The organism is Streptomyces sp. NPDC033966, assembly GCF_055575955.1.
Genome location: NZ_JBVIRQ010000004.1, coordinates 576602 through 598925 on the forward strand (window position 1 = coordinate 576602; position 22324 = coordinate 598925).

The 22324-nt window shown below is 73.7% G+C and carries 20 protein-coding genes and 1 pseudogene; 8 read left to right on the forward strand and 13 right to left on the reverse strand.

The window, feature by feature from the left end:
* The first annotated feature begins 13 nt into the window (after positions 1–13).
* Positions 14–592, forward strand: coding sequence for an HD domain-containing protein (locus ACZ518_RS14895; protein ID WP_469113421.1), 579 nt, complete (start codon positions 14–16; stop codon positions 590–592).
* Positions 593–660: 68 nt separating this feature from the next.
* Here the strand turns inward: ACZ518_RS14895 and ACZ518_RS14900 are convergent, their stop codons facing one another.
* Entirely contained in the window at positions 661–1257 is a 597-nt protein-coding gene (locus ACZ518_RS14900; RefSeq protein WP_469113422.1) for a hypothetical protein, read from the reverse strand.
* Between the two features lie 28 nt (positions 1258–1285).
* Between ACZ518_RS14900 and ACZ518_RS14905 the strand changes: the two genes are divergently transcribed.
* Positions 1286–1600: a hypothetical protein gene (locus tag ACZ518_RS14905; protein WP_469113423.1), complete on the forward strand. Its 315-nt coding sequence runs from the start codon at positions 1286–1288 to the stop codon at positions 1598–1600.
* 147 nt (positions 1601–1747) lie between these two features.
* Here the strand turns inward: ACZ518_RS14905 and ACZ518_RS14910 are convergent.
* Together ACZ518_RS14910 and ACZ518_RS14915 are read right to left on the reverse strand one after the other, a co-directional pair.
* A pseudogene (locus ACZ518_RS14910) lies at positions 1748–2113 on the reverse strand (DUF2637 domain-containing protein); the annotation flags it as partial.
* 1 nt (position 2114) lies between these two features.
* Positions 2115–2852: a DUF4352 domain-containing protein gene (locus ACZ518_RS14915; RefSeq protein WP_469113424.1), complete on the reverse strand. Its 738-nt coding sequence runs from the start codon at positions 2850–2852 to the stop codon at positions 2115–2117.
* A gap of 188 nt (positions 2853–3040) precedes the next feature.
* On the opposite strand from ACZ518_RS14915, the gene ACZ518_RS14920 reads away from it, so the two are divergent.
* Positions 3041–5080, forward strand: a complete 2040-nt coding sequence (locus ACZ518_RS14920) for a serine/threonine-protein kinase (protein ID WP_469113425.1) — start codon at positions 3041–3043, stop codon at positions 5078–5080.
* A gap of 79 nt (positions 5081–5159) precedes the next feature.
* Here the strand turns inward: ACZ518_RS14920 and ACZ518_RS14925 are convergent, their stop codons facing one another.
* The 3 genes from ACZ518_RS14925 to ACZ518_RS14935 are packed head-to-tail and all read right to left on the reverse strand — an operon-like array spanning position 5160 to position 8094.
* Complete coding sequence (locus ACZ518_RS14925) at positions 5160–6494, reverse strand: bifunctional RNase H/acid phosphatase (RefSeq protein WP_469113426.1); 1335 nt, start codon at positions 6492–6494, stop codon at positions 5160–5162.
* Entirely contained in the window at positions 6494–7237 is a 744-nt protein-coding gene (locus tag ACZ518_RS14930) for a zinc ribbon domain-containing protein (RefSeq protein WP_469113489.1), read from the reverse strand. The genes ACZ518_RS14925 and ACZ518_RS14930 overlap by 1 nt, the downstream gene beginning before the upstream one ends.
* A complete protein-coding gene (locus ACZ518_RS14935; RefSeq protein ID WP_469113427.1) occupies positions 7234–8094 on the reverse strand; it encodes a Nif3-like dinuclear metal center hexameric protein in 861 nt (286 codons plus the stop codon). Before ACZ518_RS14935 ends, ACZ518_RS14930 begins: the two co-directional genes overlap by 4 nt.
* Before the next feature lie 176 nt (positions 8095–8270).
* Between ACZ518_RS14935 and ACZ518_RS14940 the strand changes: the two genes are divergently transcribed.
* Complete coding sequence (locus ACZ518_RS14940) at positions 8271–9431, forward strand: hypothetical protein (protein ID WP_469113428.1); 1161 nt, start codon at positions 8271–8273, stop codon at positions 9429–9431.
* Positions 9432–9476: 45 nt separating this feature from the next.
* On the forward strand, positions 9477–10112 hold the full coding sequence (locus ACZ518_RS14945) for an HAD-IA family hydrolase (RefSeq protein ID WP_469113429.1): 636 nt from the start codon (positions 9477–9479) through the stop codon (positions 10110–10112).
* A 56-nt stretch (positions 10113–10168) separates the two neighbouring features.
* Here the strand turns inward: ACZ518_RS14945 and ACZ518_RS14950 are convergent, their stop codons facing one another.
* From ACZ518_RS14950 to ACZ518_RS14960, 3 genes are read right to left on the reverse strand one after another with little or no spacing between them, the layout of a single operon-like run.
* On the reverse strand, positions 10169–11110 hold the full coding sequence (locus ACZ518_RS14950; protein ID WP_469113430.1) for a 3-oxoacyl-ACP reductase: 942 nt from the start codon (positions 11108–11110) through the stop codon (positions 10169–10171).
* Between the two features lie 37 nt (positions 11111–11147).
* Complete coding sequence (locus tag ACZ518_RS14955; RefSeq protein WP_469113431.1) at positions 11148–12224, reverse strand: Zn-dependent alcohol dehydrogenase; 1077 nt, start codon at positions 12222–12224, stop codon at positions 11148–11150.
* 21 nt (positions 12225–12245) lie between these two features.
* The gene (locus tag ACZ518_RS14960) at positions 12246–13118 is read right to left on the reverse strand and encodes a MaoC/PaaZ C-terminal domain-containing protein (RefSeq protein ID WP_469113432.1); all 873 of its coding nucleotides are present in this window, start codon (positions 13116–13118) and stop codon (positions 12246–12248) included.
* A gap of 250 nt (positions 13119–13368) precedes the next feature.
* On the opposite strand from ACZ518_RS14960, the gene ACZ518_RS14965 reads away from it, so the two are divergent.
* Entirely contained in the window at positions 13369–13728 is a 360-nt protein-coding gene (locus ACZ518_RS14965) for a response regulator (protein WP_469113490.1), read from the forward strand.
* Between the two features lie 66 nt (positions 13729–13794).
* Here the strand turns inward: ACZ518_RS14965 and ACZ518_RS14970 are convergent, their stop codons facing one another.
* Positions 13795–15099, reverse strand: a complete 1305-nt coding sequence (locus ACZ518_RS14970; protein ID WP_469113433.1) for a cytochrome P450 family protein — start codon at positions 15097–15099, stop codon at positions 13795–13797.
* A 187-nt stretch (positions 15100–15286) separates the two neighbouring features.
* Here ACZ518_RS14970 and ACZ518_RS14975 point away from each other — a divergent pair, with 187 nt between their 5' ends.
* Positions 15287–16645: an amidohydrolase family protein gene (locus tag ACZ518_RS14975; RefSeq protein ID WP_469113434.1), complete on the forward strand. Its 1359-nt coding sequence runs from the start codon at positions 15287–15289 to the stop codon at positions 16643–16645.
* 5 nt (positions 16646–16650) lie between these two features.
* Here the strand turns inward: ACZ518_RS14975 and ACZ518_RS14980 are convergent, their stop codons facing one another.
* Together ACZ518_RS14980 and ACZ518_RS14985 are read right to left on the reverse strand one after the other, a co-directional pair.
* The gene (locus ACZ518_RS14980; protein ID WP_469113435.1) at positions 16651–17859 is read right to left on the reverse strand and encodes a lipid-transfer protein; all 1209 of its coding nucleotides are present in this window, start codon (positions 17857–17859) and stop codon (positions 16651–16653) included.
* 12 nt (positions 17860–17871) lie between these two features.
* Positions 17872–20037: an acyl-CoA dehydrogenase gene (locus ACZ518_RS14985; RefSeq protein WP_469113436.1), complete on the reverse strand. Its 2166-nt coding sequence runs from the start codon at positions 20035–20037 to the stop codon at positions 17872–17874.
* Between the two features lie 114 nt (positions 20038–20151).
* Here ACZ518_RS14985 and ACZ518_RS14990 point away from each other — a divergent pair, with 114 nt between their 5' ends.
* The gene (locus ACZ518_RS14990) at positions 20152–20493 is read left to right on the forward strand and encodes a hypothetical protein (protein WP_469113437.1); all 342 of its coding nucleotides are present in this window, start codon (positions 20152–20154) and stop codon (positions 20491–20493) included.
* Between the two features lie 31 nt (positions 20494–20524).
* On the opposite strand, the gene ACZ518_RS14995 is transcribed toward ACZ518_RS14990, so the two are convergent.
* Positions 20525–22315: a serine/threonine-protein kinase gene (locus ACZ518_RS14995; RefSeq protein ID WP_469113438.1), complete on the reverse strand. Its 1791-nt coding sequence runs from the start codon at positions 22313–22315 to the stop codon at positions 20525–20527.
* Between the last annotated feature and the right edge of the window lie 9 nt (positions 22316–22324).

Sequence of the window (22324 nt, forward strand, 5' to 3'; positions counted from 1 at the left end):
CGGAGGTCACCACATGGCAGACGAGACGGCGCACGCCCAGGGCACGACCGGGTTCATCTTCGAGATGGGCGTCATGAAGCAGGCCAAGCGGACAGGGTGGTGGTTCACCGGGAACAACAACCCCGAATCCATCGCCGACCACTCGTTCCGCGTGGGCATCGTCGGCGCTGTCCTGGCCATGATGGAGGGCGTCGACCCGGCGAAGGTCGCCCTGATGTGCCTCTTCCACGACACGCAGGAAACCCGGATCGGGGACATCCCGCACATCGGGCGCCGTTACATCGACGCCGCGTCGAACGAGACCGTCACCGCCGATCAGGTCGCTCGCGCGCACCCGGCGGTCAAGGCCGGCGTGCAGCGAGTGGTGGCGGAGTACGAGGCCAACGACAGCCCCGAGGCGATCGTGGCCAAGGACGCGGACAAGCTGGAGTGCCTGGTGCAGGCCGTGGAATACCGGGCCCAGGGCAACACCCTGGTACAGGACTGGATCGACACCTCCTTGAACAGCCTCAAGACGGCGTCCGCCCGTGAGCTGGCCGAGGCCGCGCTCACGATGTCGCCGCTGGAGTGGCGCCAGACCTTCCTCGGCTGACCCCGGAAACGACGAAGCCCCCGCTTGCCGGCCGTATGCCGGGGCGGGGCAAGGTTTTGCCGGGACGGCTAGTCCAGGTCTCGCTCCTCGTAGACGGCCCGGACGATGTTCAGGCCCTTCTCGAACGGCATGTCATAGTACCGCTCCCGGTAGTGCAGGTGATTGTGCAGGCGATCGCCCCAATCGAGCGCATAGCGCTCCAGCCGCGCCGCTGTGACCAGACCCGGGGACGCCCAGCCGTTGAGCAGGGCGTACCCGTGGGGCGTCGCGTTCAGACAGTGATCGTTGACGCGGGTGACGAGATCCGTCGTGTGCCCGAACATGACGTACTGGCGAGTCGGACCCTGGAATTCCAACACGTAGAGCCTGTCGGCTCGTGGCCTCTCCGGTTCTACGTATCGCTTCAGGTGGTCCCGCACGAGACTCTGGATCACCTGGACGAACTCGGTGAGCGGGAAGCGCGGAAATTCGACCGCCCCCTCCAGCACCTCGTTGCGGGCCCGTTCTATGTGCTCTTCGAAGCCCTCATACTCCCAAGGGAGCACGGGACTCGTAAGAGGAAGCACGCTGAGGTCGACATCGGTGCGGGCAAAGACCGGGGTACCGGGTGGGATCTTGCTCGTGTCGCCGAACACAAGGTCCTTCAGCGTCTGAGGGCGTGTCATTTCGCCATGCTGGCACCTCGGTCTGACAATGACAGAAGCCCCCATCAGCCGGCTCGGCGACCGTGCGGCGGCCGAGGAGCTTCTGCACGTGGCGCTCGACATCCACGGCATCGACCGCCGCCGAAGCCGGGCGATGGTGCTTGCGGACCTCGCAACGGTCCAGATGCGGCGCGAGGACGCCGACGGCGCCCTGTCGACAACGGCTGAGTTCGCGGCGTGCGCGGACGGGATCCAGTCCACGCGGGTCGTCAATGCGGCGCAGGATCTGCGCGAGCGGTCGGCGCGGAAGGACCCGGGGGCAGCGGTCCTCGAATCGCTGGACGTCCTTTGGGGCCCCAGATAAGAGAACGCCTTCGCTGACCAAGCCGGTGCCGGGGCGCACGGCTCAGTCGTTGGGGCGGTCGGGAAAGTGGCATCCGGTGGGAGGCCCGGGTTCTCCGACACCACAGTCGTACGCGGGGGCCGAGCCCTCCGTGGGCCGCCACTCGAACTCGATTCCGGCGGCGGCCAGTCCGCCGGGCGCGGTCTGAGCGAGCGGGACGCCGATGCGGGCCAGGCGCAGAGGGAGTACCGCCTCCACGGGGGCCTTGCGCCGCCACCCGCGTCCGTACCGGGCCTGGAGGCGGGCCTGGTAGATCAGCCGGTCCTGTTCCATGCCGACAGCCTGTTCGTAGCTGCGCAGCTCCCATAGCTTCATCCGCCGCCACAGCTTCATCGTGGGGACCGGGGACAGGAGCCAGCGGACGACGCGCACCCCCTCCATGTGCCGGTCGGCGGTGATGTCGGCGAGGCGGCCAACGGCATGCCGGACGGCTTCGACCAGGCCGGCCCCCGCCGGAGCGGGGGCCCGTGCGGCGTCACTTCACCGCGGCGGTGTACGTCTTGCCGATGAAGCCGTTCCTGAAGGTCACCGTCTTCGCGGTGACCTTGCCCTTGACCGTGATGGTTCCGGTGACCTTCTCGCCCTTCGCCAGCTTGACGGTGTCGATCTGGTCCTCGGCCGCCGCCAGTTCGATCTGCTTGCGCGTGCCGTCCTCGGCCGTCACCTCGAAGTAGAAGACGTTGACGTCGACTTCCTTGGCGGCGTTGTTGACGATGGTCACCTGCACGGAGGTGTAGTCACCGCTCTGGGCGAGGATGCTGGGCTTGAAGGGCGTCGGCGAGGCGGTGAGGACCACGTCGGCGTTCTTGTCGGTCGTCCCGGCCGGCGCCTCGGAGTTCCCGGGCGCGGGCTGCATCGGCGCCGCGCTGGGGGCCGAGGAGGCGCCGGGGGCGGAGGGCACCGTGATCCCGGTGTCCTTCTTGGTGCCGCTCTTGGACGCGCCGGTGACCGCCACGCCGCACGCGAAGAGGACCAGCGACAGGAGGACGATGCCACCGCAGCCGAAACCGATGATCTTGCCGGCGTTGCTCTTCTTCGGCTGCTGCGGCGGGGCCGGGTAGCCGTAGGGCGGGGGCTGCTGGCCGTAGGGCGGCTGCGGCTGCTGGCCGTAAGGCGGGGGCTGCTGGCCGTAGGGCGGCTGCGGCTGCTGGCCGTAAGGCGGCTGCTGACCGTAGGGCTGCTCCGGCTGCTGGCCGGGGTAAGGGGTGGCCATGGGGACTCCTCCGCTGGGTGGTTGCCGTCCGGCTCAGGGCCGGATGCCGAACACCCTCGGAAGGAGCGCCACGAACTCGGAACATGAGCGGACGCCCAGCTTAAATAAAATGTCAAAGCGTGCCATAGGAAGTCCCAAAAATGAGACCGTCTCTTCCGAATCAGCCGCGCTGACAGAGAGAAGCCCCCTTGAGAAGCACCGCCCCCGGCGGGCGGGTTCACCCCGCCCACCCCGGCGACCCGAAGAGAATCGGCCCCTACCGGATCATCGGGCGCCTCGGCACCGGCGGCATGGGCACCGTCCACGCCGCCCTCGACCCCGGGGGAACGCGGGTCGCGGTCAAGTCCGTTCACCAGGCACAGGCCCAGGACCCCGAGTTCCGGGCCCGGTTCCGCCGCGAGGTCGCCCTGTCCGCCCGCGTCCAGGGCCCCTGCCTGGTGCCCGTGCTGGCGGCCGACACCGAGGCCGAACGCCCCTGGCTGGCGGCGGAGTACGTACCCGGCCCGACCCTGGACCGGCACCTCGCCGCCCACGGCCCGCTCACCGGCGGCAGCCTGTACGCCTTCGCCGCCGGTACCGCCCAGGCGCTCTCGGCGATCCATCGCGCGGGCGTGGTCCACCGGGACGTGAAGCCGCAGAACGTCATCCTGAGCCCGGCCGGCCCGCGGATGCTGGACTTCGGCATCGCCCACGCCGCCGACGGCACGTCCGTGACCCGGACCGGGGTCATGACCGGCACACCGGGCTGGATCAGCCCCGAGCACTACCGCTCCGGCACGACCGGACCGGCCGGGGACCTCTTCGCCTGGGGCGCCCTCGTGGCCCACGCCGCCACCGGCCGCCTCCCCTTCGGCACGGGCGCCCCCGACGTGGTCGCGTTCCGCGTCATGTCCGGGGACCCCGATCTCGACGGCCTGCCCGCCGCGCTCCGCGAGGTGGTGGAGGAAGCCCTCGCCAAGACCCCGGAAGCCCGGCCGACGGCCGAGCGGGCCGCCGCGCGCTGCGCGGCCCTGCTCGCCGCGGAGGCCACCCAGCTCCTCGCCGGCGTCGCGCCCACCCTGGCCGGCGACCCGATCGCCGCCCAGTGGCACCTGCCCGCCGTCGACGACCCCGCCTGGCCCTCCCCGTCGGCCCCCGGCCGGGGGCGCCTGCTGCTCGCCGTCACCGTGGGCGCGGCCGTCCTGGGCGGGGCCGTGGGCGGGCTCCTCGCACTGCCGGCCGCGCGTCAGGAGCAGGCGGCCTCGCCTTCGGCGGGTGCTGCGGCCACCCCTGCCGCAGCGGGGCGCACCACCGGCACCCCGGCAGCCCCGGCCCCCGCCCCCGGCTCCGGCGCCAAGAACGGCGACCCCTCCGGTGCCGGGGCGACCCTGGCGACCTGGCGGGAATCGCGCCGGGCGAAGGGCGAGGCCGAGAACGAGGTGGAGCGGGGAATCCATCACGACCTCGGCTGGTCCATGGGGAGTCCCGAAGGGCTGCTGCCCGAGGCCGACGTCGTCACCACGTTCCACGAAGCCCGGCGCGAGGTCTACATCGAGGTCGCCGTGCACGACAAGGCCGAAGCCCTGAGCAGCCACGGGATCACCGAGCTCGCCAAGGGCACCTGCCTGTCCATGCGCCAGTTCAAGGGTGGGACGGTGCGCGGGTTCCCCGGGCTCTACCCCGCCCTCCCGTACGACTCCTTCGTGCTGGTCGACAGCACCGACAAGGCGAGCCCCCGCATCCTGTGGGAGGACGACTACGTGGCCGACTCGACCTGTGCCACGTCCCATGAGGACCGCACCTCCGGGGCCACCGATCGCGCCACCGGCCGGCCTGCGGGTCAGGCCGCCGACTGGTACCCGGCCGCGGGAGGGCTGGCCGTCGCGAAGATCCCGTCCAGCGACGCGGACGAGATCCGCGTGGCCGACCGGACCGCCACGTCGATCATCGACGAGTGGAACGGCGGCAGCGCCGCCGGCTCCGGCGGCCGGCTCGGCCACGAGAACCTGGCCGTCGGCTTCGACCCGGCCGGCCGGGTCATGTACGTCTGGGCGGTCAAGCCCCTGTGGGACCGGACCACCCGCGAGGACTGGGCGCTCAAGGCCGCGCGGCGGGCCTGCGCGGACCTCACCTCCGAGTCCGCGAGGTCGGCCGGCTGGCCCTACACGAGGTACGCGGTCTTCGCCGAAGACGGCTCCGGCGGCGGCGAGTTCCTGCGCTGGGGCACCGCCGGCAGCTGCGGGGACTGACGGCAGCTGCGGGGACCGACCGCGCGAAGGCCCCCGCCCGTGGACGGGCGGGGGCCTCGGGGTGTTCGTGGCGCGGCCGTCAGCGCAGGTGCGAGGTGTCGTTCAGGAGCCGGACCGAGGCGTTGCCGTCGGCGTAGTAGGCCACCGCCGACAGGGAGGCCGCGGAGAGCTCCATCCGGAACAGGGACTCCGGCGGGGCTCCCAGCGCGAGGCGGACCAGCGTCTTGACCGGCGTCACGTGGGTGACCAGCAGGACCGTACGGCCCGCGTGCGCGGCCAGCAGCCGGTCACGCGCCGCCGACACCCGCCGGGTGACGGAGGTGAAGCTCTCGCCGCCGCCCGTGGGGGCCGCCCTCGGGGAGTCCAGCCACGCCTGGAGGTCGTCGGGGAAGCGCTCCCGTACCTCGGCGAAGGTCAGGCCCTCCCAGGCACCGAAGTCCGTCTCGCGCAGGCCCTCTTCGACCGCGACGGGCAGCCCGAGCCGGTCGGCCACGGCCTGCGCGGTCTCCCGGCAGCGGCGCAGCGGGGAGCTGACGACGGCCTGTACGGTGCCCCGCGCGGCCAGCGCCTCGGCGACGGCCGCGGCCTGGCGGCGGCCGGCCGGGGACAGCTCCGGGTCGGTGCCGCCACTGCCGGAGAAGCGCTTCTGCGGGGTCAGGGCGGTCTCGCCGTGACGCAGCAGCACGAAGGTGGCGGGGGTCCCCATGTCGGGCCCGCCCCATCCGGCCCCGGCGGCGGCCGGAGCCCCGTCCACGGCGGTGGCGGCCGCCGCGGGCGCGCCGGCCGGGGCCGGGATGCGGGCGGGGGACGCGGCCGGGGCCCCGGCCTCCGCGAAGAGGGTGCCGGCCGCGGCCGCGCTGCGGGCGGCCCGCACGTCGGCGCCGGTTCCCGTACCGCCGCCGGAGGCCAGGGCGGCGCGGACCGCCGCCGCGCCCTTCGCCGCGTCACCGGGGGGACCGGAGGGGGCCAGGTCGGCCGTGGAGGCGGACGGCTCCCACTGCTTGCCGCGCTTGCCCGCGTCCATCGCCTCGTTGGCGAGCCGGTCCGCGTGCTTGTTCCTCTCGCGCGGGATCCACTCGTACGTGACCTGCCCGCGCGGGAGGATCTTCGCCGCCTCCGCCGCGAGCGGCTTCATGTCGGGGTGCTTGATCTTCCAGCGGCCCGACATCTGCTCCACGACGAGCTTCGAGTCCATCCGGACCCGGACCACCGCGTCCGGCGCCAGCTCCGCCGCCGCCTTCAGGCCCGCGATCAGGCCCTTGTACTCGGCGACGTTGTTCGTCGCGACGCCGATGAACTCGGCGCGCTCGGCCAGGGTCTCACCGGTGACCGGGTCGAGGACGACCGCCCCGTAGCCGGCGGGGCCCGGGTTGCCCCGGGAGCCGCCGTCCGCCTCCACGACGAAACGCGGCATCAGATGCCCGAGTCCGCCGCACGGACCAGGATGCGGCCGCAGTTGTCGTGGCGGACGACCTGGTCGCGGGCCGCGGCCTTGATCTCGTTGATCTCGGCCATGTCGAGCTCCAGCCGGCAGCCCTCGCAGCGGCGCTGGTACAGGCGCGCGGCGCCGACCCCGCCCTGCTTGACGCGGATCTTCTCGTACAGCGCCATCAGGTCGGACGGCATGGAGGCCACGATGACCTCGCGGTCCTTGGCGATCTTCGCGGCCTCGGTGTCGAGCTCGCCGGTGGCGGCGTCGCGGCGCGCGGTGGCGTCCGTCAGCTTGGCCTCCAGCTCGGAGACGCGCCCGGTGATCCCGGTGACGCGCTCCTGTGCGCCCTCCAGCCGCTCCATGACCTCCAGGACGACGTCCTCCAGGTCGGCCTGGCGCTTGGCGAGCGAGGCGACCTCGCTCTGCAGGTTCGCCAGGTCCCGGGCCGAGATGCCGGCGCCGGAGTCGAGCCGCTGCTGGTCCCGGGCCGCGCGCTGGCGCACCTGGTCGACGTCCTGCTCCGCCTTGGTCTGCTCGCGGGCGGCGTCGCTGGCCTGCGTCTGGGCGGCGACGAGGAGGTCGCGCTGCTGGCTGAGGTCCTTGGTCAGGGAGTCGACCTCGGCGTGCTCGGGCAGCGACTTGCGCTTGTGGGCGAGCTGAGACAGCCGGACGTCCAGGGCCTGGACGTCGAGGAGTCGGATCTGGTCGGCGGGCTCGGCGTTCAGTTGGGGGCTCCAGAGGCACTAGAAGGGGGTGTGGCGGACGGCGCGTGCGCCGTCCAGGGGTCGGTGACCGTGCGCGAGACGTGGGTCCGCAGACCCCAGCCGTGGCGCTCGGAGATCGCGTCGAGCTCGGCGGCGGCCTGCTCGCACCAGGGCCACTCGGTGGCCCAGTGCGCGGCGTCGACGAGGGCGAGCGGGCTCTGCTCGCGGGCCTCGGACACCGGGTGGTGGCGCAGGTCGGCGGTGAGGAAGGCGTCCACGCCGGCGGCGCGGACCTGCGCGAACAGGCTGTCGCCGGAGCCGCCGCTGACGGCGACGGTGCGGATCGGCGCGTCCGGGTCGCCGGCGGCGCGGATGCCCTGCGCGGTGCGCGGCAGCCGGGCGGCGGCGCGGGCGACGAACTCGCGCAGGGTCTCGGGGTGGTCGAGCTCGCAGATCCGGCCCAGGCCCCGGCGGCCCGCCGGGTCGGTGGGGTCGGGCACGAGGGGGCCGGTGACGCGCAGGTCGAGGGCGCCGGCGAGGGCGTCGGAGACCCCGGGGTCCGCGGTGTCGGCATTGGTGTGGGCCACGTGCAGGGCGATGTCGTTCCTGATCAGGGTGTGCACGACACGGCCCTTGAAGGTGTCCGCGGCGACGGTGGTGGTGCCGCGCAGGTAGAGGGGGTGGTGGGTGACGACCAGGTCGGCGCCGAGCTTCACCGCCTCGTCGACGATCTCCTGTACGGGGTCCACGGCGAACAGCACCCGGGTGACCTCGGCATCGGGGTCGCCGCAGACGGTGCCGACGGCGTCCCACTCCTCGGCCCGCGAGGGGGGCCAGAGAGCGTCCAGCGCGGCGATGACTTCAGAGAGACGGGGCACGGGCCAAGGCTACCGTCCGTGGCGACCGGTGGTCCCCTGGCCGGGGCGGCAGCACAACCGCATCCCCCGCCACTGGTGAATCGGTGGTCGGCCACCCGTACGTGTGAAGCGGGCTGGGTCGTGTTGTTCGGCTGGAAGTGCGAAAACTAGCTTCCTCTCCGGAGGTGACGGCCCGGATGACTGTCTGTGCCACCGAGATCACGACGACCACCGCGTTCCCGGACCCCGAAGCCGCCGAGCCGGCCGAGGTCCCCCCCGGGGCGCCGGAGGCTCCCGGGCCCCCGGCCCCGGCGGTACCGGCCCCGGCCCTGGCGGTCTCCGCCGACGGGGCGTACGCGGCCCGGCTGGCCGGCCGGGGGGAGGCCCGCTATCCGGAGCGCTGGACGCTGGGCGGCCCGGAGCCGTACGCGGTGCCGCTGCCCCTCGCGCAGCCGGAGGAGGCCGACAGCGAGGTGCTGGCGCTGGCCGACGGGCAGGTGCTGATCCACCGCAGGGTCGCCGACCGGCACGAGTTCTCCCTCCTCTACCCCTCGGGCGCCGCCTCCGGCCCCCGCACCGGGGAGTTCCGGCTCGGCGCGGTCGACGCCGAGGAGGGGCTGCGGGTCCGCCTGCTGCCGCCGTCCCCCGACGGGTGCGGGGCCTTCGCCCTGGCGGTGGGGGACGCGGAGAGCACCGTCTGGCGGGTGGCCGGGGGCTCCGGCGGGCCCGAGCGGGTCGCGGTGGTCCCGGGCCGCTGCTCGGGCGGGGTCTGGCTGGACCGCGCGGGCCGGCTCCTGGCCCTGGACCGCGAGGCCGACGGCCGCACCAAGGCCGTCGCCGTGGACCTGGGCCGGGGCGGGGTGGTCAGCCCGCTGCTCCAGATCGCCGAGGACAGCGACGACCGGCTGCTGCTGGCGGCCCCGGACAGCGGGCTGCTGCTGATCCGCTCGGACGCCCCGGGCGAGCCGCGGCTCGGCTGGGGGGTGCTGGGCAGCGAGCGCCCGGTCCGCTTCCCGGAGTGCCTGCGGCTGGAGGACGCCCACCCCTTCGCGGTGCAGCCGGGACAGGTCCTGATGCCGGAGACCTGCGGGGTGGCGCTCCGGGTGGGCGGGGCGGGCCTCGCGCTGTGGCGTCCCGCCGACCGGTACGTCTTCCGGCTCGGCGCCCCGGAGGGCTGGCTCGGGAGCGGGCTGTGGACCCCGGACGGGCGGCTGTGCCTGCCGTACGCCACCCCGGGGGTGCCGTGCGGCGTGGTCACCATGAGCCAGCCCGCCGCCCCGCCGCCGCCCGTGCGCGTGGACCCGCCCCCGCCGCCGGCCGCGCGGCCGGTGCCGCTCCAGCAGGCGCCGCTGGGCTGATCCCCGTACGGGACCGCGTACGAGGTCCCGTGATAGGGAAGGGGCGTGACGATCACCGAAGCCCCCGGCGGCGACAGGCCCTTCGACGCGGTCCTGTGCGACCTCGACAACGTCATCCGCTTCTACGACTCCAGCGGACTGGCCGCGCTGGAACGTCTGGCCGGCCTCCACGAGGGCACCACCGCGAGCCTGGCGTTCTCCCCCGAGCTGGACGGGCCGCTGCTGCTGGGCCGGATCACCCGGGACCAGTGGGCCGAGTCGATAGCCGGCAGGCTCCGGGAGGACTACGCCGAGGCACGGGCGTGGGAGCTGGCCGAGGCGATGACCCGGTCCCCCTTCTCGGCCGACGAGGCGGTGGTGTCCGTACTGCGCGGGGCGCGGGCGGCCGGGCTCTCGCTGGTGCTGGTGACCAACGCGGCCCTGGACCTGGACGAGGACCTGGCGGCGATGGGGCTCACCGACCTCGCGGACCACGTCGTCAGCAGCGCACGGGAAGGCGTGGCCAAGCCGGACCCGGAGATCTACGCGATCGCCGCCGAGCGGGCGGGCGCCGCCCCCGAGCGGTGCCTGTTCGTGGACGACCGGCCGGAGAACGTGGAGGCGGCCGTCGCCTTCGGGATGACCGGCGTCCACTACCGCGGGCCCGACGACCTGCGCGCGGCCCTCGCCTTCCTGCCCTGAGGGAACGCGGAGGCGCCCCGGGAGTCCCCTGCCCGGGCCGCCTCCCGACCCGCCCCCTAGCCGTGCTTGAGGCCCAGGACCTCGGCCGCCGCGAAGGTCTCGTTCGCCGGGCGGGAGTCGTAGTGCGGGGTGAGGAGGCCGTCGAGCTCCTCGTAGGAGAAGGCCTCCTTGGCCGTGTCGAACTTCGCGGCCACCCGGGGGCGTTCCATCACGACGACGATGCCGCCGTGCACGACGAAGAGCTGCCCGTTGGCCTTGGCGGAGGCCGGCGAGGCCAGGTAGCCGACCAGCGGGGAGACGTGCTCGGGGGCGAGGGCGTCGAGCTTGCCCTCCTCCGGAACCTGGAAGCCCGCGAAGACGTCCTCGGTCATCCGGGTGCGGGCGCGCGGGCAGATCGCGTTGGCCGTCACCCCGTACTTGGCCAGGGCCAGGGCGGTCGAGGTGGTCAGGCCCACGATGCCGCCCTTGGCGGCCGCGTAGTTGGGCTGGCCGGCCGAACCGCCGAGGAAGGCCTCCGAGGAGGTGTTGACGATCCGCCCGTACACCGGGCCGCCCGCCGCCTTGGACCGCTCCCGCCAGTGCGCGGCGGCGAAGTGCGTGGTGTTGAAGTGGCCCTTGAGGTGGACCCGGATCACCGAGTCCCACTCGTCCTCCGTCATGGAGAAGACCATCCGGTCGCGCAGGATGCCCGCGTTGTTGACCAGGACGTCGAGCTTGCCGAAGGACGAGACGGCGAGGCCGACCAGTTCCCGGGCCTGCTCGAAGTCGGCCACGTCGCCCAGGTGTGACACCGCCTGGCCGCCCGCCGCGCGGATCTCCTCGGCCACCTCCTCCGCCGGGGCGGCCGAGGCCTCGCCGGAGCCGTCGCGGCCGCTCTGCCCGAAGTCGTTGACGACGACGCTCGCGCCGAGCCGGGCGAGTTCGAGCGCCTCGGCCCGGCCGAGGCCTCGGCCGGCGCCGGTGACGATGGCGGAGAGCCCCTCAAGTGGGAGTGACATCCGTAGCGTTCCTCTCAGCGGTCGGTGGTCAGCGGTCTCAGAGTTCGATGCAGGTGCGCAGGGCCACGCCCGTGCGCATCTGGTCCAGGGCGTCGTTGATCTCGGCCAGGCTCACCCGGTGGGTGATCAGGTTCTCCAGGTCGATCCGGCCGGCCCGCCACAGCGCGATGGTGCGCTCGTAGGAGCGCAGGACGTCGCCGCCGCCGTACATCGACGGCAGGATCTTCTTCTCGTCGAAGAACAGGGAGAACATGTTGACCTGGAAGTCGTCGTCGAGGGCGCCCGCGCCGACCACGACGACGGAGCCGCCGCGGCGGGTCATCTCGTACGCCTTCTGCGCGGTCGCGGACTTGCCGACGACCTCGAAGACGTAGTCGAAGCCCTCGCCGGCCGTGATCCGGTTCTTGGCGTCGGCGAACTCCTCCGGGGAGACGGCCCCGGTCGCGCCGAACCGCAGGGCGGCCTCGCGCCGCGAGGCGACCGGGTCGACGGCGATGATCTGCGCCGCGCCCTGGACCTTGGCGCCCTGGATGACGGAGATGCCGACGCCGCCGCAGCCGATGACGGCGACCGAGGAGCCGGCCTCCACCTCGGCGGTGTTGATGGCCGCGCCGAGTCCGGTGGTGACGCCGCAGCCGATCAGGGCGGCGATGTCGAAGGGCAGGTCGTCGGGGATCGGGATGGCGCAGGCGGCCGGGACGACCATCTCCTCGGCGAAGGTGCCGGTGCCGGCGAAGCCGAAGACGTCACTGGCGGCGCGCTTGAAGTTGGGGGTGGCGACGTTCCCGAAGGCCTCCAGGCACAGGTGGCCCTGGCCGCGCTTGCAGGCGGGGCAGTGGCCGCACGGCGGCAGCCAGCAGACGAGGACCCGGTCCCCGATCCGGTGGGAGGTGACCCCGTCGCCGATGTCCGTGATCACGCCGGAGCCCTCGTGGCCGGGTATGAAGGGGGCGGGCTGCGGCAGTACGCCGCTCATCGCGGAGAGGTCGGAGTGGCACAGGCCGGTGGCCTTGATGCGGATCCTGACCTTGCCGGGGCCGAAGCCCACGGCCTCCATGTCGTCGACGACCTCCAGCTTGTCCTGGCCTATCTCGCTCTGCAGTGCTGCGCGCACGGTGCGGCTCCTTAGTGGGTGCTACGAGTGTTCGACGACGGTGTCGGCGAGGACCGGTGCGTCGTCCCGTTCGACGGCGGTCACCGAGACCAGTACGCGGCCCTCCTCCCGCCACATCCGGATGCGCAGCGTCTCCCCCGGGAAGACGATCCCGGCGAAGCGCGTGCGGTAGGCGCGCACCCGGGACACGTCCCCGCCGAGGACGGTGTCGACGACGGCCTTGAGGGTCATCCCGTACGAGCAGAGGCCGTGCAGGATCGGCTTGTCGAAGCCGGCCAGCTTGGCGAACTCCGGGTCGGCGTGGAGGGGGTTCCAGTCCCCGGAGAGGCGGTAGAGCAGCGCCTGCTCGTCGCGGATGGCCCGCTCCTCGGTGCGGTCGGGGGCACGCCCGGGCAGTTCCTCCTTGACGGAGGGGCCGCGCTCGCCGCCGAAGCCGCCTTCGCCGCGTACGAAGATCTGCGCGTCGCTGGTCCACAGCGGCCCGTCGGCGTCGGCCACCTCGGTGCGCAGCACGATCACCGCCGCCTTGCCCTTGTCGTAGAGGGCGGCGACCTTGGCGGAGGAGGTGGCGCTCCCCTGGACGGGAATGGGCCGGTGCAGCTCGATGGACTGGCCGCCGTGCAGGACGTTGGCGAGGTTGACCTCGATGCCGGGGGCGGCGAGGCCGCCGAGCATGGCCATGCCGGCTCCGGCGACGGTCGCGAAGCTGGGCAGGACGTGGAGCTTGGACTCCAGGGTGTAGCGGAGCTCGTCGGGGTCGGTGGCGAGGCTCTGCCCGTTCAGCGACGTGCCCGCTCCGAGGCCGAGGTGGTAGAGCTGGATGTCCTTGTGGTCCCAGCCGATGTTCCCCCGGCGGGGTTCGGCGGCCAGTGCCCTCGCGGCATCGATCGGCATGAGGATGCTGCTCCTTCGGTTCCTTGGAAGACCTCGGCACGGCCGTCCGCACCGTCGGCCGCACCGAGGTCGTATGCGGAGCCGGACGCCGGACCGCGTTCTAGAACGCGTTCTAGCATCGGGCTGAAGGCATGTATAACGCACGCCCCAGCACTTGGGAAGACTCCTGACTTCACGTCAGATGACCTTTGGCCGAGGCGTGTTGTCCACTGCGCCGGACCCGGGCGGATACGCTTCGCCGGTGGACGAAATGCCCGTGACGCACCGGCCCGCGCGCTCGCTGCGCGTCCTGCTGGAGCCGCCGGACCCGGCCCTCGCGCTGCTGCTCGGCCTCCAGCCGGACATCGAGGTCGTGGACTCCGCCCTGGCCCGCCCCGAGGTGGCGCTGGTGGAGGAGGTCGCCGCGGTGACCGCCCTGCTGGCCGAGGATCCCGAATGCCGGGTCCTGGTCACCGCCCGCTCGGCCCACCCCGGCCTGCCGGAGGCGGCCCTGGCGGCGGGCGCGGCGGGACTGGTCCTGCGGGACGGCCCCGTCGATGACCTCGCGGACTGCCTGCGCCGGGCCTCCATGGGCGAGACGGTGATCGACCCCGCGCTCACCGGTCCGTAGGCGTACGGGCGCGCGTACGGCCCCCCGCCGGTGACGGCGGAGGGCCTCGGGACCACCTGCGGGGGCTCAGCCCTTGGGCTTCGTCCAGTCGTCGACCGTCCGCGACGGGTCCAGCGCCACCGGCAGCCGCTCCAGCCCCCGGAAGGCGGGGAACGGCCCCTTCAGCCAGTCGCCGCCGTGCGCCGACGGCATCGCCAGCACCATGTCCGGGAATCGGTCCAGCAGGGCCGTCAGGCAGATCTCCAGCTCCAGCCGGGCCAGCGGCGCGCCCAGGCAGTAGTGCGCCCCGAAGCCGAAGCCGAGGTGGTTGCCCTGGAGTCCCTCGCGGGTGATGTCGAGCCTGTCGGGCTCGGGGAACTTCTCCGGGTCGCGGTTCGCGGAGGCGAGCGCGATCTGCACGACCGCGCCCCGCGGAATGAGGGTCCCGCCGATTTCCACGTCCTCCAGCGCGTAACGGAAGGTGGAGGTTTCCACCGATCCCTCGAAACGGACCATTTCCTCGATCGCCTGCGGCAGGAGTTCCCGGTTCTCCTGGACGGCCTTCAGCTGCTCCGGATTGGTCAGCAGGCTGTAGACGCAGTTGCCGATCTGGAGGGTGGTCGTCTTGTGGCCGGCGAAGAGCAGCACCCAGATCATCGAGACGAGTTCGTCGTCCGTCAGCGGTTCCTCGTCGTGCGGGGTCTCCGCCAGCACGCTCAGGAAGTCGTCGGTGGGATTCGCGCGGGTGCGGTGGATCAGGTCCGTGAAGTAGTCGCGCAGCCAGTGCTCGGCCTCGACCAGTTCGTGCTTCATGTCCCGGCTGAAGCGCGAGCGGGTCACCTGGGCGAACCACTTCAGCACCTCGACGCGCTCCTCGCCGACGATGCCGAGCAGCTCGCAGATGACCATGACGGGCAGCGGCAGGGCGAAGGCCGCCATCAGGTCGACGGGCTCGTCCGTCGGGCACCGGTCCAGCAGCCCGTCCACCAGCTCCTGGATGTGCGGGCGCAGGTCCTTGACGTGGCGCGGGGTGAAGGCGGTCTTGGCGATGTGGCGCAGCCGGGTGTGCCGGGGCGGGTCCGCGAACAGGAGGTTGTCGTCCAGCGCCTCGCACGCGTCCCCGAAGAGGGCGTGGTAGGTGTCGATGGCCTCGTGCATGTCCTTGCCGATGCGGTGGTCGGCGAGGATCGCGTGGGCTTCCTCGTACCGGGTGACGAGGTACGTGTCGACCCCGTGGCCGGGGGTCAGCCGGGCGATCGGGGCCTGTTCCCGCAGCGACCGGTAGAACGGATACGGGCACTGCCGGTATTCCGGCGTGCCCTTCGTCACCGCCGCCACCGCGTCTTCGAGCGCGGGTCCGTCCCCCACTGCCACCGTCGGTTCAGTCGTCACGCCATACCTCTCGGGTAACCCGGAATTGACAGTCGGCTCCTTTCCCTGGGCCGAATGAACGTAAAACCGCGTTGACCCGTTCGGCGCCGAATCCTCCCCCTCGGGAATGTCCGGGCGACGCCGGCCCGGGCCCGTCCTAAGGTGTGCGCTGATCCCGTTCCGCAGCCCGAAGAGAGGGAATGCGCGCATGCCGGAATACGGTGCCGGCGGTTTCACCGCCAGTGGTGCGTCACTGACCGGTTCCACGGCCCTGGAGGACGACGGCAGCCGGGCGGTGATCGACGTCCACCACCACTTCTGCGCCCCGGCCTGGCGGGAGTGGGCTGAGGCCCGGGGGCTGGTGAACCCCCGGGCGCTGCCGCCGTGGGCCCGCTGGGACGCGGAGTCCGCGCTCGCGCTGATGGACCGGGCCGGGATCGCCACGGCCGTGCTCAAGCCGATGCTGCCCGCGCGGTACGAGAGCTCCGCGCAGCTGCGGGAGGCCATCACGGTGACGCTCCGGGCGGCGGTGGAGGCCGTCGAGGCGCATCCGGGGCGGTTCTTCTTCCACACCCCGCTCTTCCTGGACGACCTGGAGGTCTCCTCCTGGGCGCTGCGCCACGGGCTGGACGAGCTGGGCGCGGTCGGGGTGAACGTCACCGCCAACTACGGCGGTGTGTACCTCGGGGACCCCGTGTACGACGGGATCTTCGCCGAACTGGACGAGCGGTCCGCGGTGGTGGACACCCACCCGCACAACCTCCCGGCCCTGCCGGCGGCCGCCGGCGGCACCGGGGGGCGCGGTGCGCCGGGCGCCACGGGCGGGCCCGGAGCGGCCGGGCCGGGGACCCCCGGATCCGCCGGCCGGGCGGGCGCGGGCCGGCCCGGCGGAAGCGGGACCGCCGGCGCATCCGGGAAGCCGGGCGGGGGCCGGCCCGGCGCAGGCGGAAGGCCGGGTACGGACGACGCACCCGGGGCCGGGGGGCTGGAGGTGCCGGCGGCCGCCGGCGGGCTCGGGGCCCCCGGCGCCGACGGCCTGCACCCTACGGCCGGCGGGCCAGGGGCCGGCAGGCCGGGGGCCGGCGGTCCGGGGGCCGGCGGTCCGCCCGGAGTCACCGTGCCCGGGCTGCCGAACTTCCTGTGCGACTTCCTCCTCGACACCACCCGCGCCGCCGCCAACATGATCCGCAACCGGACCCTGGACCGCTTCCCGAACCTGTCGGTGATCCTGCCGCACGGCGGCGGCTTCCTCCCGCACATCGCGACCCGGCTGGAGGCCTTCGCGGGCTCCTTCGACCCCCCGCTGGAACCCGCGACGGTCCGGGACCACCTGCACCGCTTCTACTACGACACCGCCGGCCCGATGTCCCCGGCCGGCACCCTGCTGGCCACCGTGGACCCCGCCCGGGTCCTGTTCGGCAGCGACTGGCCGGCCTGCCCCGCCGACATGGTCGCGGACATCGCCGTCCCCGCGCTGGCCGCGGACCCGGCCCTGACGCCCGCGCTGCGCCGCGCCGTCAACCGGGAGAACGCGCTGCGCCTGATGCCGCGGCTGGTGCCGGCGTAGGAGTGCTATTTCCGCAGCAGGGTCACCACCGCCGCGCCGCCCAGCCCGATGTTGTGCGCGAGCCCGACCCGGGCGCCGGGGACCTGGCGGGCGCCCGCCTCGCCGCGCAGCTGCCACACCAGCTCCGCCGCCTGCGCGAGCCCCGTCGCCCCGAGCGGGTGGCCCTTGGAGATCAGGCCGCCCGAGGGGTTGACCACCCACCGCCCGCCGTACGTCGTCGCGCCGCTCTCCACGAGCTTGCCGGAGGCCCCGTCCGCGCACATGCCGAGCGCCTCGTACGTCAGCAGTTCGTTGACGGAGAAGCAGTCGTGGAGTTCGACGACGTCGACGTCCTCGATGCCGAGCCCGGAGTCCTCGTACACCTTGCGGCCCGCGGCGGCCGTCATCGGCTTGCCGACGACGTCGATGCAGGAGCCGCCGAAGCTCTCGGCGGTGTCCGTGGTCATGGCCTGGGCGATGATCTCGACGGCCTTGTCGTGCAGTCCGTGCGCCACGACGAACCGTTCCGAGACGACGACGGCCGCCGCGGCCCCGTCGGAGGTGGGCGAGCACTGGAGCTTGGTCAGCGGGTCGTGGATGGTCTTGGCCGCGAGCACCTCCTCGACCGTGTACACGTCCTGGAACTGCGCGTTCGGGTTGTTCGCGGAGTGCCGGTGGTTCTTGGCGCCGACCGCCGCCAGCTGGGCGGGCGTGGTCCCGTACCGCTCCATGTGCTCGCGGGCCGCGTTCCCGAAGATCTGCGCGGTGGGCGGGGACATCTCGAAGCCGTGCGCGGCCGCCATGATCCCGTAGTGCCGGGCCACCGGGGAGGTCTTGCCGAAATCACCAGCGGCTCCGCCGCGGGCGCCCCCTTCGGCACCGCCTCCCAGCGCGCCGCGCTTCATCTTCTCGAAGCCGACGGCGAGCACGCAGTCGGCGAGGCCGCCCTGGACGAACTGCCGCGCCATCATCAGGGCCGTCGAGCCCGTCGCGCAGTTGTTGTTGACGTTGTAGACGGGTACGCCGGTCAGACCCAGTTCGTACGCCGCCCGCTGCCCGGCGGTGGAGGGCTGGAAGCAGTAGCCGGCCGGCACCTGCTCGACGAGGCCGTAGTCCACGCCCGCGTCGGCGAGCGCCGCGCCGCCGGCCTCCTTGACCATGTCCCAGTACTGCCAGTCCCGCGACTCCGGCTTCTCGAACTTCGTCATGCCGACGCCCACGATGTACGACTTCATGTCCGTTGACTCCTAGTCCCTGGGGAGGCCGAGGATCCGCTCGGCGACGACGTTGAGCTGTACCTGCGTGGTGCCCCCGGCGATGGTCAGGCAGCGGGACATGAGCATCCCGTGCACCGCCCGCTCCCCCGCTCCCTCGCGCACCGCACCCGCCGGGCCGAGCAGTTCGAGGGCCAGTTCGGCGGTCCGCTGCTGGTGGGGGGTCTGCACGAGCTTGCGTACGGAGGCCCCCGCGCCCGGCTCCAGCCCGGACACCTGCTGGAGGGTGGTCCGCAGCCCGATGCAGGCGAGCGCGTGCGCCTCGGCGGCGAGCGCGCCGATGCGGGCCCGGTAGGAGTCGTCGAGTCCGGCGGAGCGGGCGATGAGCGCCTCCAGGCTGGGGGTACCTCCCTGGCCGCCAGGCCCAGGGGGAGTGTCGAAGGTCATCTGGTCGGCCATGTGGACGCGCTCGTTGCCGAGGGTGTTGCGGGCGACCTTCCACCCGCCGTCGGCCGCCCCGACCAGGGCGTCGGCCGGGAGCACGGCGTCCTCGAACCACACCTCGTTGAACAGGGCCTCGCCGGTGATCTCCTTCAGCGGGCGGATCTCGATGCCGGGGGTGTTCTTCATGTCGACGACGAAGTAGCCGAGCCCCTTGTGCTTGGGCGCGGCCGGGTCCGTGCGGGCCAGCAGGATCCCGAAGTCGGCGGTGTGCGCGGAACTCGTCCACACCTTCTGTCCGTTGACCTTCCAGGAGCCGTCGGCGGTGCGCTCCGCGCGGGTCCGCAGGGAGGCCAGGTCGGAGCCCGCTCCGGGTTCCGAGAAGAGCTGGCACCAGGTCGTGTCCCCGCGCAGGGCCGGCAGGACGTGGGCGGCGCGCTGCTCGTCGGTCCCGTAGGCGAGCAGCGAGGGGACGACCCAGGTGGCGATGCCGAGGTCGGCGATCCTGACCCCGGCCGCCTTCAGCTCCTGCTGGACGACGAGCTGTTCGACGGGCCCGGCGCCGAGTCCGTACGGCGGCGGCAGGTAGGGGGCCGCGTACCCGGTGGGGGCCAGCGCGCGGCGGGCGGCGGCCGGGCCGAGGCCGCGCGCCGCCTCGATGGCGGTGCGGGCGGCCGCCCGGTGGGCCTCGGCCTCCGGCGGGAGTTCGAGGCGCAGCTCGCGCCGGGCGCCGGCCGCGGCGAGGCGTACGGCGTGGATGCGGTGGGCATCGCCGGGGCCGAGGAGCTGGCGGGCGACGAGGGCGCGGCGCAGGTAGAGGTGGGCGTCGTGCTCCCAGGTGAAGCCGATGCCGCCGAGGATCTGGATGCAGTCCTTGGCGCAGGAGTAGGCGGCGTCGAGGGCGGTCGCGGCGGCGAGGGCGGCGGCGAGCGAGCGGGCGCCGGGCTCCTCGTCGGCACTGTTGGCGGCGTCCCAGGCGAGGGCGCGGGCCTGTTCGAGGCGGACCAGCATGTCGGCGCACAGGTGCTTGACGCCCTGGAAGCGGCCGATGGGGCTGCCGAACTGCTCGCGCGTCTTCGCGTACTCGGCGGCGGTGTGGACCGCCCAGGCGGCGGTGCCGCAGGCGTCGGCGGCGAACAGGGTGCGGGCCAGGTCCTGGACGAGGGCGGCGTCCAGCTCCAGGAGCCGGCCGGGCGGGACGGTGACGGCCCGCGCCCGGACCTCGGCGGTGGGGCGGGTGGGGTCGGCGCTCTCGTGGACGCGGACGTCCAGCGCGGCGGCGTCCACGGCGTACCAGCGGGTCCCGCCGTCCGCCTCGGCGGCGAGCAGCACGAGGTCGGCCTCGCCGGCGCCGAGGACGGGCGGCGCGACCCCGTCCAGCAGCCACCCGCCCCCCTCGACGGCGACGGCGGTGACGGCGCCCGCCCCGAGGGCGACCGCCCCGACCCGCCCGTCGAGCGGCCCGGCCCCCGCCCGGTCCAGGAGTACGGAGGCCAGCGCGCTCGGCAGGAAGGGCCCGGGCAGCGCCGCCCGGGCGGCCTCCTCCACCACGACGGCCAGATCCAGCAGGGTCCCGCCCTCCAGGTGCGGCGCGAGCAGCCCGGAGGCGGCCAGCCCGTCCCAGTAGCCGGGCCGCGCACCCGCCTGCGGCGGGGCGTCGAGCAGCTTGCGCACCTCCTCGGGCGGTACTGCCCGCGCCACCCAGCCGCGCACGGCGTCGGCCAACTCCCGCTGCTCTTGCGTGATTCCGATGCCCATGCGCGGCAGACTAGAACACGTTTCAATCTGACGGAAGGTCAGAAGCCGGTCGGAAGCCGGGACTTCCCGGTACGCCCCTTGCGGCGGCGGCCGGGGTGCTGTGGGCTGTCACCCATGAGCCCGGACTGCCCGCGCTGCGGGAGAGCGCTGACGGCGCTGAGCGTCACGTACCGCCGCAACCGCTGGGGCGGCGCACCGCCGTCGCCGAGGCCCGAACAGTGGTGGAGGTGCACCGGATGCGACTGGCTGGGCTACCGCCGCGGGGCGGACCGGCCGCTGCGCCCGATGCGGCTCCTGGAGGACGACGAGGGCACGTGCTTCTTCTGCGGCGAGGAGGACTCCAACGCCGTCAGCGAGGTCTGGGAGACCGACGCGGGCGAGCTGCGGGACTGGCTGGTCTGCCTGAGCTGCGGCACGAGCAACCCGCGCCGCGTACGGCCTCCCGGCGGGAGCTGAGCGCGCGGCGCGCCCGGCCCGGGCCGGCCCGTCAGCCCTTCGGCACGGCCGCGAGGGCGGCGCGGGCGACCGCCTCGACCTCGGACCGGCACGCGGACAGCGAGGACTTGTCCCCGCTCCACACGTCGATCCTGAGGCTCCCGTCACGGACCACGAGTTGACAGTCCTGGGTCCACAGCGCCTCGTCGCCGATCCCGACCTCCGTCTGCTCCACCGACTCCACGGCAGACTCCACCGTCCGGCGCTCCGAGGCCAACCGCTTCCGCTGCTGCTCCTGCCCGTCCCCGCCGCCTTCGCCGCCTTCGCCGTCGAGCTTCAGGGACCAGTCCACGATCATCCGCGTCATGCCCCCTGCGAACCAGTAGCAGCGCACCGAGGTGGTGGGGCCGCCGCCGGAGGCCGGCAGGGAGGTGTCCAGAGTCGGCGCACGCTCCGTCCCGGGCGGCACCGGCAGTTTCGGTGCCGCCACCGCGCAACTGTCCAGCTTGGTGTGCGGCGGCTCCTCGCCCCACCACCTGCCCTTCCCGTACGCCCAGACGCCGGCACCGGCCGCCACCAGCGCGAGGGCCGCCACCGACGAAGCCACGCGCAGCGCGCTCCGGCGCGGAGGCCGCCGGCCGGGTCCGGGAGCCAGGGCGCCCACGGTGACGGGCGGTTCCTCCGGGAGGGGGACGAAGGCCGGCCGGGGTCCCCCGGCAGCCTGCTCGGGCACGGCCACGGCCACGACCGTGGCCGGGTCCGGGTCCGGGTCCGGGTCGGGGTCCGCGTCCGGGTCCGGGTTCGGGTCCTGCGCCGGGAGCGGCGTCGCCGCGCGCCCCCGGGCCGGGTCCGGGCCCTGTCGCCGGGCCGGGGGTTCGGCGGGCACGGGAACCGCGACCGGAACCTCCTCCCGCTCCACCGGCCGGACCACCGTCCCGGAGGGACCCTCCGCGCCCAGCAGCCGGTCGATGGCCACGGCCTGCTCGGCGATCATCCGGTGCACCGCCGGAGGCCACGGCAGGCGGCCCGCCGGGGCCACCGGTCCGAGCAGGCTCTGGAGCTCCGCCGGGGTCGGCCGGGCGGCCGGGTCCTTGGCCAGGCACCGCTCGACCGCCGGCCGCAGCCCGGCCGGGACGGCCGACAGCTCCGGCTCCGCGTGCACCACGTCGTACAGGGTCTGCAGGGTCGACGACCCCGCGAACGGGTTGCGCCCCGTGACGGCCAGGAACAGCACCGAGCCCAGCGAGAACACGTCGCTCGCCGGGGTCAGTTCCCGCCCCTCCGCCTGCTCGGGCGACATGAACGGCGGCGAGCCGATCACCAGGCCCGTGTGCGTCAGCCGGGTGTCCACACCGCTCTCGGCCGCCCGCGCGATGCCCAGGTCGATCACCCGGACCCCGTCCTCGGCGAGCAGGACGTTCTCGGGCTTCAGGTCCCGGTGGACCAGCCCCGCCCGGTGGATCTCCGCGAGCGCCGACGCCAGTCCGGCCGCGAGGCGGCGTACGGTCTCCTCGGGCAGCGCCCCGACCGCCGCGACGGCTGCCCCCAGCGAGGGGCCGGAGACGAACACCGAGGCCAGCCAAGGGGTCCGGGCGTCCGCGTCGGACTCCATCACCGCCGCCGTGTAGGCCCCGGACACCCTCCGGGACGCGGCGACCTCCCGGCGGAACCGGGCCCGGAAGCCCTCGTCGTCGGCGAAGCGGGCGAGGACCTGTTTGACGGCGACCAGCCGCCCGTCCGGCGCGGCGCCGAGCAGCACACGGCCCATCCCGCCCTCGCCGAGCACCCCCAGCACCCGGAACGGCCCCACGTACGACGGACCCGACGGCCCTAACGGCTCCATGCTCCCCCG